This is a genomic window from Amycolatopsis sp. lyj-346 (assembly GCF_046548975.1).
Taxonomy (GTDB): Bacteria; Actinomycetota; Actinomycetes; order Mycobacteriales; family Pseudonocardiaceae; genus Amycolatopsis.
This window is the reverse complement of sequence record NZ_JAJPWT010000011.1, coordinates 25,105-38,659: the sequence shown is the minus strand read 5'-3', so window position 1 is coordinate 38,659 and position 13,555 is coordinate 25,105. Positions and strand designations below refer to the sequence as shown.

The following is a 13,555-nucleotide window of genomic DNA, read 5'->3' as shown; positions in this document are numbered from 1 at the left end:
CAGCGGCCATCAGGCGAAGTGACCCGCTGTGCCCGAATCGTCGCGCTGTGCTGCGTCGCCCGAGTGACCGGCCGGACGAAACCTGGTCTCGATCATGGATCCAGGATACTGTATGCAATACCCGTCGGACCTTGGAGGCACATCATGAAGGTGGCTGTTCTCGGGGCCGGGGCGATCGGCGCCTACGCCGGGGCCGCGCTGCACCGCGGCGGGACCGAAGTGCACCTGATCGCCCGCCGGGCGCACCTCGCGGCGATGCGCGAGCACGGCGTCCGCGTGCTCAGCCCGCGCGGTGACTTCACCGCCCACCCCCACGTCACGGACGACCCCGCCGAGGTGGGCGAGGTCGACTACGTGTTCCTCGGCCTCAAAGCCAACTCCTACGCCTCGTGCGGTGCGCTGCTCGCCCCGCTGCTCGGTCCGGAGACGGCGATCGTGGCGGCCCAGAACGGCATCCCGTGGTGGTACTTCCACGGCCTGGCCGGGCATCCGCTCGAAGGGCAGCGGGTCGAGACCGTCGACCCCGGCGGCTCGGTCACCGCGGTGCTGGAACTGCGGCGGGCGATCGGCTGCGTCGTCTACTGCTCGACGGTCATCGAGGAGCCGGGTGTCATCCGGCACCTGGAAGGCACCCGGTTCTCCCTCGGCGAGCCGGACGGCGAGATCTCGCCGCGCTGCAAGGTGCTCAGCGCGGCGCTGATCGCCGGCGGCCTCAAGGCGCCGGTCGAGCCGGACCTGCGCAACGACATCTGGATCAAGCTGATGGGCAACGTCGCCTTCAACCCGCTCTCGGCGCTGACCCGGGCGACCATGGCCCAGATGTGCGAGCACCAGGACACCCGCGAGCTCGTCGCCACGATGATGACCGAGACCCTCGCCGTCGCCCGCGCCGCGGGCAGTGACCCGGGTGTCTCGGTCGAGAAGCGCATCGACGGCGCCTGGCGCGTCGGCCACCACAAGACGTCGATGCTGCAGGACCTGGAAGCGGGCAAGCCGCTCGAGATCGACGCGATCATCGGCGCGGTCGTCGAGCTGGCCGGCCTCACCGGCGTGCCCGCGCCGGCCCTGCGGTACGTCCACGCCGCGATTTCACTGCTCGACCACACCAGCACCACACCCGTCCCCGTCGGGTCGCACTGACCGGAGGTTCTCGTGAAGCGCAGGAACACCGAGCCGTACGTCCGGCTCACCCAGCCACTGGTGCGCGATTCCGGCGTGCTGCGGCCGGCCACCTGGACGGAGGCGCTCGACCGGGCCGCCGCCGGGATCCGCCGCACCCTGGAGGGAAAGGGGCCCGAGGCGTTCGGGATGTTCTCGTGCGCCCGCGCCACCAACGAGATGAACTTCGTCGCGCAGAAGTTCGCCCGCGCGGTGATCGGCACGAACAACGTCGACTCCTGCAACCGCACTTGCCACGCGCCCAGCGTCGCCGGGCTGGCCCGGGTGTTCGGCAGCGGCGGGGGCACGTCCTCCTACCAGGAGATCGAGGACGCCGACGTCATCGTGATCTGGGGCGGCAACCCCCGCGAAGCGCACCCGATCTTCTTCCACCACGTGCTCAAGGCCGTCCACAAGGGAGCGAAGCTCTTCGTGGTCGACCCGCGGCAGACCAGCACGGCGAGCTGGGCCCACCGGCAGCTGCAGCTCGAGGTCGGCACCGACATCCCGCTGGCGCACGCCATCGCCCGGGAGATCATCCACTCCGGACTGGCGAACACGACGTTCATCGAGCGCGCCACCGAGGGGTTCGCCGAGTTCGCCGCGTCGGTCGAGCCGTGGACCCCGGAAGCGGCGGAGAAGACCACCGGCGTGCCTGCCGAGCTCATCCGCGAGCTGGCCCACACTTACGCCCGCGCCGACCGCGCGCAGCTGTCCTGGACCCTCGGCATCACCGAGCACCACAACGGCACCGACAACGTGCTGTCGCTGATCAACCTGGCGCTGCTCGCCGGGCAGGTCGGCCGCTACGGCGCCGGGCTCAACCCGCTGCGCGGGCAGAACAACGTCCAGGGCGGCGGCGACATGGGGGCCATCCCGGACCGGCTCCCCGGCTTCCAGGACGTCCTCGACGCCGACGTCCGCGCGAAGTTCGACGCCGCGTGGGGTTCGTCGATCCCGCCGCACAGGGGGCTCAACCTCACCCAGATGCTCGACGCGATGGAACGCGGCGAGCTGACGTGCGTGTACATCATCGGCGAGAACCCGGTGCAGTCCGAAGCGGACTGCGAGCACACGATCAAGCGGCTGGCCAACGTCGACCACCTGGTCGTGCAGGACATCTTCCTGACCAAGACCGCCCAGCTGGCCGACGTCGTGCTGCCGGCGACGGCGGCCTGGTGCGAGAGCGACGGCACCTTCACCAACTCCGAACGGCGGGTCCAGCGCGTCCGCCGGGCCCTCGCACCGCCGGGCGGCGCGCGCGACGACATCGAGCTGCTGTCGGCGCTGGCCCGCCGGCTCGGGCACGACTGGCACCACACCGGCGGCGAAGAGGTCTGGGACGAGCTGCGTTCGCTGTCACCCATGCACGCCGGGATGTCCTACGCGCGCCTCGAAGAACTCGGCGGCATCCAATGGCCGTGCTACTCCGAAGACACCCTCGAACCGACGTTCCTGCACGCGCGGCTGTGGGCCGACGACCCGGCCGAACGCGGCCGCCCGGCGCCGTTCACGGTGCTCGAACACAGCCCGCCGGTCGACCTGCTCACCGAGGAGTTCCCGATCCGGCTCACCACCGGACGGCGCCTGGATTCCTACAACACCGGCGTCCAGTCGGCCGGGTTCCCGTCCCCGCTGCGGCGGGGGGAGACCCTCGACCTCTGTCCCGAGGACGCGCGCGCCCTCGGCGTCGAGCCCGACGAACTGGTCCGGATCTCGTCCCGGCGGGGGGCGATCGTGGCGCCGGTGCGGCTGGACAAGGGGCTGAAACCGGGGCTGGCGTTCATGACCTTCCACTTCCCGGACGAGGTCGACGTCAACGTCATCACCATCGAAGCGACCTGCCCGATCGCCGGGACGGCGGAGTACAAGGCGGCGGCGATCCGCGTCGACAAGCTGCCGGCCGGGGTCTGAAGTGGACCTGAAGCTGCTGGACGCCGTCGCGTCGCACGAGGAGCGGGAGGCGGTCGCCGGGTTCGCCGGTGGCGGCCGTGACCAGCTGCTGCCCGCCCTGCACACGGTCAACGACCGGGTCGGCTGGATCAGCCAGGGCGCGCTGAACCTGATCTGCGAGACGCTCCACGTGCCGCCCGCCGACGCGTACGGCGTGGCGAGCTTCTACTCCCTGTTCGCGCTCGAGGAGCGGCCGGAGCGGGTGGTGCACGTCTGCACGGACCTGGCCTGCCGGATCACCGGCGCGGAGACGGTGTGCGACGTCCTCACCGAGCACGTCGGCGCCGCGGGGAAGGCGCGTGGCGGGGTGACGTGGCTGCGCAGCCCGTGCCTCGGCGTCTGCGAGCGTGCCCCCGCGGCGCTGACGTTCCAGGCCGGCGACCCGGCGACGACCGAGCTGCTCGCCCCGGCGACCGGCGCGTCGGCCGTGCTCGCCGCGCAGCGGGAGCCGGCGGCCGGCGAGGGCGCGCCGCCGGTGATCCACCAGAAGAACGGGCTGCGGCTGCTGCGCCGGGTCGGTGTCGTCGATCCGGCCAGTTTGGACGGCTACCGCGCGTCCGGCGGCTACGCGGCCCTGCGGAACGCCCTGCGGATGGGCCAGGCCGCGGTGCTCCGCGAGATCACCGACTCGGGCCTGCTCGGCCGCGGCGGGGCCGCGTTCCCGACCGGGCGCAAGTGGGCGGCCACCGCCGCCCAGCCCGCCGGGCCGCACTACCTGGTGTGCAACGCCGACGAAAGCGAACCCGGCACGTTCAAGGACCGGGTGCTGCTCGAAGGCGACCCGTTCGCGCTGGTGGAGTCGATGACGATCGCGGCGTACGCGATCGGCGCGACCCGGGGGTTCGTCTACCTCCGCGGCGAGTACCCGCGGGCGCTGCGGCTGCTGCGGAACGCCCTCGACGTCTGCCGCGAGCGCGGGTTCCTCGGCGTCGGCGTCATGGGGCACGAGGGGTTCTCGTTCGACATCGAGATCCGGCGTGGCGCGGGCGCCTACATCTGCGGCGAGGAGACCGCGATCTTCAACTCGATCGAGGGTTTCCGCGGCGAACCACGGACGAAGCCGCCGTTCCCGGTCGAGCGGGGCCTGTTCGGCAAGCCGACCGTGGTGAACAACGTCGAGACGCTGGTCAACGTGCCGCTGATCCTCACCGGGGGCGCGGCCGCGTACCGGGCGATCGGCACGGAGGCGTCGGCCGGGCCGAAGCTGTTCTGCCTGTCCGGCAACGTCGAACGGCCCGGCGTCTACGAGGTGCCGTTCGGGGTGACGCTGCGGGAGCTGCTCGCCATGGCCGGGGGCGTGCCGGAGGGCCGGTCGCTGCGGGCGGTGCTGCTCGGCGGCGCGGCCGGCGGGTTCGTCCGGCCGGACGAGCTGGACCTGCCGTTGACGTTCGAGGACGCACGGGCGGCGAAGGCGACGCTCGGCTCGGGTGTCGTCCTGGTCCTCGACGACCGCGCCGACCTCGGCGGGTTCCTGCTGCGGATCGCGGAGTTCTTCCGCGACGAGTCGTGCGGGCAGTGCGTCCCCTGCCGGATCGGGACGGTGCGGCAGGAGGAGGCGATCCGTCGCGTCCTGACGTCCGGTTCGGCGGAGCGGCCGCTGCTGCGCGAGGTGGGCGGCGTCATGCGGGACTCGTCGATCTGCGGGCTCGGCCAGACCGCGTGGAACGCCATCGAGTCGGCCATCGACCGGTTGGGAGCGCTCAAGTGACCAGCGACGACACACGTTTCTCCGTGGAGGAGCCATGACCAGCGACGACACACGTTTCTCCGTGGAGGAGCCATGACCAGCGACGACACACGTTTCTCCGTGGAGGAGCCATGACTACAGTGGACATCGGGATTCCCAAGCGGCTGGTCGAATTCACTGTGGACGGTGAGTCCGTTCGCGTCCCCGAAGGCTCGACGATTCTCGACGCGTGCACGGCGGTGGGCAAGGAGATCCCGACCCTGTGCTATGGCGACACTCTCGAACCGGCGAACGCCTGCCGCGTCTGCATGGTCGAAGTCGAGGGCGCACGGACGCTGGTGCCGTCCTGTTCGCGCAAGGCCGAGCCCGGGATGGTGGTGCACACCGACTCCGAGCGCACCCGCACGAGCCGCAAAGTCGTCCTCGAACTCCTGGCTTCGGCGACGGACCTGTCGACCACCCCGGGCGTCGCGGAGTGGCTGGCCGAATCGGGTGCGGACCCCGGCCGCTTCGGCCCGGACGCGGCGACGGTGGCCCAGCCGGCCTTGGTGGACAACGAGCTGTACGTCCGGGACTACGGGAAGTGCATCCTCTGTTACAAGTGCGTCGACGCGTGCGGCGAGCAGTGGCAGAACTCGTTCGCGATCAGTGTGGCCGGCCGGGGCTTCGACGCCCGGATCTCGACGGAGTTCTCGAACCCGTTGCCGGACAGCGCCTGCGTGTACTGCGGCAACTGCGTCGAGGTCTGCCCGACCGGGGCGCTGAGCTTCAAACGCGAGTACGACAAGCGCGAAGACGGCACGTGGGACGAGGACCGCCAGACGGCCACGACGACGATCTGCACGTTCTGCGGGGTCGGCTGCAGCCTCACGCTGCACGTCCAGGACAACGAGATCGTCAAGGTGACTTCGCCGCACGAAAGCTGGGTGACGCACGGAAACCTGTGCATCAAGGGCCGCTTCGGCTGGCAGCACGTGCAGAACCGGTAGCGGAACGCCGGACCGGAGGCGCCGCGGCTCGTCGAGCCGCGGCGCCTCTGTCGTCTCCGCCCGTTGACCGTGTGCCCGCTGAACAGCTATTCTCGATATGCGAAAGAAAAATTCCGGATAGCGAAATTCGAGGTCGCGATGCCTGAAGAGGGGCACTCCCTGCCGTACGTCGCCAACCTGTCGATCCTGTTCAAGGAGGTCCCGCTTCCCGAGCGCGCCGCCGCCGCGCGGGATGCCGGGTTCACCGACGTCGAGTACTGGTGGCCGTTCGACTCCGCGGTGCCCGCGCGCGAAGACGTGGACGCCTTCGTCGAGAGCCTCGACGGGGTCCGGCTGCGGGGGCTGAACTTCTACGCCGGTGACTTGGCGGCGGGGGAGCGGGGCCTCGTCTCGTGGATCGGCCGGGAGACCGAGTTCGCCGACAGCCTCGTCGTCGCCCTCGGCATCGCCGAACGCACCGGCTGCCGCAGCTTCAACGCCCTCTACGGCAACCGGCTCGACGGCGAGGACCCGGCCAAGCAGGACGACCTGGCCCGGGTGCACCTGGACAAGGCCGCCGACGCCGCCGCGCGGATCGGTGCGCAACTGGTGCTCGAACCGCTCTCCGGCGCGGACCGCTACCCGCTCAAGACGGCCGCGGACGCCGTGGCCGTGCTCGACGACCTCGGGCGCGGCAACGTGCGGCTGCTGGCCGACCTCTACCACCTGGCAGTGAACGGCGACGACCTGGACGCACTCGCGACGCGGCACATTTCCCGGATCGGGCACGTGCAGATCGCCGACGCGCCCGGCCGGCACCAGCCCGGCACCGGCTCCCTGGACCTCGACGGGCACCTCGCGAAGCTGCAGAACGCGGGTTACGCGGGGTTCGTCGGGATCGAGTACGTCCCGGAACCGGACACCGTCGCGTCGCTGGACTGGCTGCCGATCACCCGAAGGGGACGAGCATGAAACTGGGATTCATCGGACTGGGCGTGATGGGTGCCCCGATGGCCGCGCACCTGGTCGCGGCCGGGCACGACGTCAGCGGCTACGACGTCACCCGGGCCGCGGGGGAGAAGCTGCAAGCCGCCGGCGGGCGGGCCGCGACCGGGGTCGCCGACGCGGTGGCCGGTGTGGACGTCGTCATCACGATGCTGCCGAACCACCCGCAGGTCGAGGCGGTCGTGCTGACCGCGGGCGGGGTGCTCGACGCCGCCGGGCCCGGCGCGCTGCTGATCGACATGAGCACCATCCGGCCCGAGACGTCGATCGCGATCGCGGAAGCCGCGCGGGACAAGGAGATCCGCGTCCTGGACGCACCCGTCTCGGGGGGCCAGGCCGGCGCCGAGCAGGCGTCGCTGTCCATCATGGTCGGGGGCGACGAAGCGGACTTCGCGGCCGCAAGGCCGGTGTTCGAGACGCTCGGCAAGACGATCGTGCACGTCGGCCCGCACGGTGCCGGCCAGGTCGTGAAGGCGGCCAACCAGCTCGTCGTCGGCGGGATCTACGGCCTCGTCGCCGAAGCGATCGTGCTGCTCGAAGCGTCCGGTGTGGACGCCGCCACCGGGCTCGACGTGCTCGCCGGCGGCCTCGCGGGCAGCCGGATCCTCGAACTCAAGCGCCGGTCCATGGTGGACCGCGAGTTCGCGCCCGGCTTCCGGATCGACCTGCACCACAAGGACATGGGGATCGCGCTGGCCGCCGCCCGGCAGGCCGAGGTCTCGCTCCCGCTCACCGGGCTGGTTGCCCAGCTCGTCGCCGCCGGCCGCGCCATGGGGTACGGCTCCCTCGACCACTCGGCCTTGCTGAAGGTCGTCGAACAGTTGTCGGGCCGCGTCCCGGCGGAGGTGTGACATGCCCAGGATCCCCGCGATGCAGGCGGTCGTCGACGTGCTGGAGAGCGAAGGCGTCGACACCGTCTTCGGCTGCCCCGGCGCCGCGATCCTCCCGCTGTATAACGCCCTACAAGGCCGGGCGATCGAGCACCTGATCGTCCGCCACGAAGAGGGCGCGACGCACATGGCCGACGGCTGGGCCAGGACGAACGGCAACGTCGGCGTGGCCATCGGCACGTCCGGCCCGGCCGGGACGAACATGATCACCGGGCTCTACACCGCGCACGCGGACTCGATCCCGATCATCTGCATCACCGGCCAGGCCGCCACCACCAAGCTGCACCAGGAGGCCTTCCAGTCCGTCGACATCGTCGAGATCGCCAAGCCGGTGACGAAGTGGGCGGTGCAGGTCAAGGAGGCCGCGCAGCTGCCGTGGATCTTCCGCGAGGCGTTCCGGCTCGCCCGCTCGGGCCGGCCCGGCCCGGTGCTCATCGACCTGCCGATCGACGTCCAGAGGCAGGACATCGAGTGGGACTCGTCGATCGACTCGCCGCTGCCGGTGACGGCCGTGAAGCCCGCGCCCGCGCGGGTCGAGCGGGCCGTGGACCTGCTTCTGGCCGCCGAGCGCCCGTTGCTCCTGGCCGGCGGCGGAGTCGTCCTCGGTGAGGCGAGCGAGCAGCTGCGGGCCGCCGCCGAGCGGCTGGACGTGCCGGTGCAGGTGACGCTGATGGGCAAGGGCAGCTTCCCCGAGGACCACGAGCTGTTCGCCGGGATGGCCGGCATCCAGACGTCCCAGCGCTGGGCGAACGCGGCGTTCCTCGAGGCCGACCTCGTGCTCGCGCTGGGCGCCCGGTTCGGCGACCGGCACACCGGTGAGCTGTCGGTGTACCGCGGGGACCGGAAGTTCATCCACGTCGACATCGAGCCCACCCAGCTGGGCAAGGTGTTCGGCCCCGACCTCGGGATCGTCTCGGACACGCGGGAGTTCCTCGACGCGCTGCTGGCGGCCCTGGAGAAGCGGGAATCGCCGCCGCGGCGGGACTGGGTCGCCCGGATCGGCGAGCTGAAGGAGGCCCTGCCGCGGCGCGACGACTTCGACAGCCTGCCGATCAAGGCGCCACGGGTGTTCAAGGAGATCAACGAAACCTTCGGCGAGGACACCTACTTCGTCACCGCGATCGGGCTCTACCAGATCTGGTCGGGCCAGTTCCAGCAGGCGCACAAGCCGCGGCACTACCAGGTGTGCGGGCAGGCCGGGCCGCTCGGCTGGGAGATCCCGGCCGCGATCGGCGTCAAGAAGGCCCGGCCAGGGGCCGAGGTCGTCGGCGTGGTCGGCGACTACTCGTTCCAGTTCCTGGTCGAGGAGCTCGCGGTCGCCGCCCAGTACGACGTCGGGTTCGTGCTGGTCATGCTCAACAACACCTACCTGGGCCTGATCCGGCAGGCCGAGACCGGCTACGAGATGAACTTCGAGGTCGACATCCACTACGACGCGATCGGCACGGACAACGTGAAGATCATGGAGGCCTACGGCTGCTCCGGCACCCGCGTGCACGAGCCGGGGGAGATCCGCACGTCCCTGGAGTGGGCCCGCAAGGAGGCCGAGCGCACCAGCCGGCCGGTCCTGGTGGAGATCATGATCGAGCGCGAGGGCAACGCCGCCATGGGCGCCGCCCTCGACGCCGTCCGCGAGTTCGAGCCGGCGGGCTGACGCCCGCTCAGGCCAGGATCGCGAGCAGCTCGTCGCCGGAGCGATCGGCCAGATCGAGCGGCGTGTCGATCGAGGGCGCGCCGGCCGCGAAGCCGGGACCGCGGACGACGTCGTTCGCGACCGCCCGGTAGAAGTTCTGGCGCTGGGCGGCGAACTTGGCCGCCTGGGCCAGCTGGGCCTGGCCGGCGATCGCGCGGATGATGCCGGCGAACAGGCAGGCGACCGGCAGGCCGGCTTCCTGGATCTCCAGCGGGGTGATGCCGGCGGCCGAAACCGCGGCCGTTTCGATTCGATTGACCATGGCGCAACTCCTGAGCGGGCACGGAAGGGACCTGACTCCCGACGGTAACCAGGCCGCGGTCCGGCCGCGGCGGATGTGCGGTGCCACGCACCCAGGTTCCGCCTTCCACGCAGGACCCGTCCGGAATAGGCGGTGGCCGAGGCCGCCGCGCGAGGCTCCCGAGCTCGCGCGGCGGCCTTTTCGCGTCCACCGGACGGCCCTTGTCGGAAAGTACAAACGCAAGCCCGAAATTCACCCGTCTTTCAGGGGTTTTGCCGTGGTCGGAGCCACCCCCGAGCGTGTGTACTTCTTGCCGAAGCAGCCCCGAAAGGACGTCCACAGTGGAATTCCTCCGACCCGCCTCGCTGGCCGGCGCGCTCGCCGCGAAGGCCGCGAACCCCGGTGCGGTCCCGATCGCCGGCGGCACGGACGTGATGGTCGAACTCAACTTCGACCACCGCCGCCCGGAGTCGCTCCTCGACCTCGGCCGCGTGCCCGAGCTGCACGAGCACGGCACCGACGGCGGCCGGATCCGGATCGGCGCCGCCGTGTCCTACAGCCGGATCATCACCGAGCTCGGCACGCAGCTGCCCGGCCTGGCGATGGCCGCGCGGACCGTCGGCTCTCCGCAGATCCGCAACCGCGGCTCGGTCGGCGGCAACCTGGGTGCGGCTTCGCCCGCCGGCGATTCCCACCCCGCCCTGCTCGCGGCCGACGCCGAGGTCGAGATCGCCTCGGTCCGCGGGACGCGGATCGTCGCGGTGAAGGATTTCTACACCGGCGTCAAGCGGAACGTCCTCGAACCGGACGAGCTCATCACCGGGGTCCTGCTGGCCCCGGCGACCGGGCCGCAGCAGTTCAGCAAGATCGGCACCCGCAACGCCATGGTCATCGCCGTCGCCGCCTTCGGCCTGGCCCTGCACCCGGAACAACGCCGCGTCGGCACCGGCATCGGCTCGGCCGCGCCCACACCACGCCGGGCGTTCGAAGCCGAGGAGTTCCTGGCCGGCGAGCTGGACTGGGAGTCGCCCCGGGCGGTGACCGACTCGGTGAAGCGCCGCTTCGGCGACCTGGTCGCGGCCGCCGCGGCGCCGATCGACGACGTCCGGGGGAGTGCCGCGTACCGCCGTCACGCACTGAGCGTCATGGCCCGGCGGACGCTGACCTGGGCCTGGACCGAATATTGCGGAGGGAGCGCGAAGTGCGCGTGAACGTCACGGTCAACGGCGAACCCCGCCGGGCGGACAACGTCTGGGAGGGCGAGAGCCTCCTCTGCGTCCTGCGTGAGCGGCTGGGCCTCCCCGGCTCGAAGAACGCCTGTGAACAGGGCGAATGCGGCTCGTGCACGGTCTACCTCGACGGCGTGCCGGCGTGTGCGTGCCTGGTCGCGGCCGGCCAGGCCGAGGGGCGCGAGGTCGTCACCGTCGAAGGGCTCGCTTCCGGAGAAGCCCTCGACCCGGTGCAGGAGGCGTTCGTCGAACGCGGCGCCGTCCAGTGCGGTTTCTGCACGCCCGGCCTGCTGGTGGCCGCCCACGACCTGATCGAGCGCACCCCCGACCCCAGCGACGTCGAGATCCGGGAGGCGCTCGCCGGAAACCTCTGCCGCTGCACCGGCTACGAGAAGATCCTCGACGCCGTGCGCGACGCCGCCGCGAAGAAGGCGGTCCGATGAGCGCCCCGGCCCGCTCCCCGCAGGAACTGCACGACACCATCGCCGGCGGCATCGGCGAGAGCCCGCTGCGCCCGGACGGGACGCTCAAGGTCCGCGGCGAGTTCGCCTACTCCTCGGACCTGTGGCACGAGGACATGCTGTGGGGCGCCACCCTGCGCAGCCCGCACCCGCACGCCCGGATCGTCCGGCTCGACGTCTCCCGCGCGCTGGGCCGGCCCGGCGTGCACGCGGTCCTGACGCACGAGGACGTGCCCGGCGAGAACGTCTACGGCCTGAAGTTCCAGGACACCCCGGTGCTGGCCGAAGGCGTCGTGCGCCACCAGGGGGAGCCGGTGGCGATCCTGGCCGCCGACGACCCGGAGATCGCGCGGCAGGCGCTCAAGGAGATCGTCGTCGAGTACGACGTCCTCGAACCGGTCACCGACCCGGAGCGGGCCGCGCACGACGACACCCTGCCGAAGCTGCACCCGGGCGGGAACCTGGTCCGCCACCAGCGGATCGTCAAAGGGGATCCGGCCGCCACCGCGGACGTGGTCGTGACCGGGGTGTACGAGATCGGCATGCAGGACCAGGCGTTCCTCGGCCCGGAGTCCGGCCTCGCCGTCCCGGCCGAGGACGGCGGTGTCGAGCTCTACCTGGCCACCCAGTGGCTGCACGTCGACCAGCGCCAGACGGCGAAGGCCCTCGGCCTGCCGCTGGACAAGGTGCGGCTGACGCTGTCCGGCGTCGGCGGCGCGTTCGGCGGCCGCGAGGACCTGTCGATGCAGATCCACTCGTGCCTGCTGGCCCTGCGCACCGGCCGTCCGGTGAAGATGAGCTACAACCGGCTGGAATCGTTCTTCGGGCACGTCCACCGCCACCCGGCGAAGATGTACTACGAGCACGGCGCGACGAAGGACGGCAAACTCGTCTACGTCCGGGCGAAGCTGTACTTCGACGGCGGCGCGTACGCGTCCAAGACCCCGGTCGTGGTCGGCAACGGCACCACGCTGGGTGTCGGCCCCTACGACGTCCCGAACGCCCACATCGAGGGCTGGGGCGTCTACACCAACAACCCGACCTGCGGCGCCATGCGCGGCCTCGGCGCGGTGCAGCCGACGTACGCCTACGAGTCCCAAATGGACAAACTCGCCGCCGCGCTGGGCCTGGACCCGGCGGAACTGCGGATCCGCAACGCGCTCAGCGAAGGGTCCACTGTGGTCACCGGGCAGGTGGTCGACTTCCCGGCGCCGGTGGCGGAGCTCGTGCAGCGCGTCCGCGACCTGCCGCTGCCGCCTCCGCGCAGCGGTGCCACCGACATCCGCGAACTGCCCGGCGGCGTGTCCAACACGACGCACGGCGAAGGGGTCGTGCGCGGGGTCGGCTACGGCGTGACCATCAAGAACATCTCCTACGCCGAAGGCCTCGACGACTACTCGACCGCCCGGGTCCGCCTGGAGGTGCTCGGCGGTGAACCGGTGGCGATGGTGCACACGGCCGCCGCGGAAGTCGGCCAGGGGCTGGTGACGCTGCAGCAGCAGATCGCCCGCACCGAGCTGGGCGTGACGCGGGTGAGCGTGCACCCGGCCGACACGAGCGTCGGCGACGCGGGGTCGAGTTCGGCGTCGCGGCAGACCTACGTCACCGGCGGCGCGGTCCGCAACGCCTGCCGGGCGGTCGCCGACGCGGTCTGCGCCCGGCTCGGCGTCTCTTCCGAAGGCATGACCTTCGCCGGTGGCAAGGTCGTCGCGGCCGGCGGCGAAGTCGTCGCGGACCTGGCCGAGCTGCTCGGCGACACCGCGATCGAGGAGACCCGCGAGTTCCACCACCGCCCGACCCACCCGCTGGATCCGGAGACCGGCCAGGGCGACGCCCACGTCCAGTACGGCTTCTCGGCGCACCGCGCGGTGGTCGACGTGGACCTCGACCTCGGCCTGGTGAAGGTGGTGCAGCTCGACTGCGCCCAGGACGTCGGCAAGGCGATGAACCCCGACGCCGTCGTCGCCCAGATCCAGGGCGGCTCGGCGCAGGGCCTGGGCCTCGCCGTGATGGAGGAGATCCTGGTCGAGGGCGGCAAGGTGCGGAACCCGTCGTTCACCGACTACCTGATCCCGACCATCCTCGACGTGCCGCCGATGCGCGTCGAGGTCCTCGAACGGCCCGACCCGCACGCGCCCTACGGCGTCCGCGGCGTCGGCGAGCCACCCACGATCTCGGCCACGCCGGCGATCGCCAACGCCATCCGCGCGGCCACCGGCCTCGAGCTGCCGCGCGTCCCGATCCGCCCCGAGCACATCACCGGAGTCTGA

11 protein-coding genes are annotated in these 13,555 nt (G+C 71.4%); 10 read left to right on the top strand and 1 reads right to left on the bottom strand.

Annotated features, from left to right (window positions below; all coding sequences use genetic code 11):
- Positions 1-144: 144 nt before the first annotated feature.
- The 7 genes from ACLJQE_RS28665 (at position 145) to gcl (ending at position 9,315) form a co-directional block, all read left to right on the top strand.
- On the top strand, positions 145-1,140 hold the full coding sequence (locus ACLJQE_RS28665) for a 2-dehydropantoate 2-reductase (protein ID WP_410642523.1): 996 nt from the start codon (positions 145-147) through the stop codon (positions 1,138-1,140).
- A gap of 12 nt (positions 1,141-1,152) precedes the next feature.
- Positions 1,153-3,072, top strand: a complete 1,920-nt coding sequence (locus ACLJQE_RS28660; RefSeq protein WP_410642522.1) for a molybdopterin oxidoreductase family protein — start codon at positions 1,153-1,155, stop codon at positions 3,070-3,072.
- Between the two features lies 1 nt (position 3,073).
- Positions 3,074-4,819: an NAD(P)H-dependent oxidoreductase subunit E gene (locus tag ACLJQE_RS28655; protein ID WP_410642520.1), complete on the top strand. Its 1,746-nt coding sequence runs from the start codon at positions 3,074-3,076 to the stop codon at positions 4,817-4,819.
- A 110-nt stretch (positions 4,820-4,929) separates the two neighbouring features.
- Positions 4,930-5,787 carry a 2Fe-2S iron-sulfur cluster-binding protein gene (locus ACLJQE_RS28650; protein WP_410642519.1) on the top strand — a complete coding sequence of 286 codons (858 nt, stop codon included), beginning with the start codon at positions 4,930-4,932 and terminating at the stop codon, positions 5,785-5,787.
- 138 nt (positions 5,788-5,925) lie between these two features.
- Positions 5,926-6,738: a hydroxypyruvate isomerase family protein gene (locus ACLJQE_RS28645; RefSeq protein WP_410642517.1), complete on the top strand. Its 813-nt coding sequence runs from the start codon at positions 5,926-5,928 to the stop codon at positions 6,736-6,738.
- Positions 6,735-7,622, top strand: a complete 888-nt coding sequence (locus ACLJQE_RS28640; protein ID WP_410642516.1) for a 2-hydroxy-3-oxopropionate reductase — start codon at positions 6,735-6,737, stop codon at positions 7,620-7,622. Before ACLJQE_RS28645 ends, ACLJQE_RS28640 begins: the two co-directional genes overlap by 4 nt.
- A gap of 1 nt (position 7,623) precedes the next feature.
- On the top strand, positions 7,624-9,315 hold the full coding sequence (gene gcl / locus ACLJQE_RS28635) for a glyoxylate carboligase (RefSeq protein WP_410642515.1): 1,692 nt from the start codon (positions 7,624-7,626) through the stop codon (positions 9,313-9,315).
- Between the two features lie 7 nt (positions 9,316-9,322).
- Here the strand turns inward: gcl and ACLJQE_RS28630 are convergent, their stop codons facing one another.
- A complete protein-coding gene (locus ACLJQE_RS28630) occupies positions 9,323-9,616 on the bottom strand; it encodes a hypothetical protein (protein WP_410642514.1) in 294 nt (97 codons plus the stop codon).
- 320 nt (positions 9,617-9,936) lie between these two features.
- On the opposite strand from ACLJQE_RS28630, the gene ACLJQE_RS28625 reads away from it, so the two are divergent.
- From ACLJQE_RS28625 to pucD, 3 genes are read left to right on the top strand one after another with little or no spacing between them, the layout of a single operon-like run.
- Complete coding sequence (locus tag ACLJQE_RS28625; protein WP_410642513.1) at positions 9,937-10,806, top strand: FAD binding domain-containing protein; 870 nt, start codon at positions 9,937-9,939, stop codon at positions 10,804-10,806.
- Complete coding sequence (locus ACLJQE_RS28620) at positions 10,797-11,267, top strand: (2Fe-2S)-binding protein (protein ID WP_410642512.1); 471 nt, start codon at positions 10,797-10,799, stop codon at positions 11,265-11,267. Before ACLJQE_RS28625 ends, ACLJQE_RS28620 begins: the two co-directional genes overlap by 10 nt.
- The gene (gene pucD, locus ACLJQE_RS28615) at positions 11,264-13,555 is read left to right on the top strand and encodes a xanthine dehydrogenase subunit D (protein ID WP_410642511.1); all 2,292 of its coding nucleotides are present in this window, start codon (positions 11,264-11,266) and stop codon (positions 13,553-13,555) included. Before ACLJQE_RS28620 ends, pucD begins: the two co-directional genes overlap by 4 nt.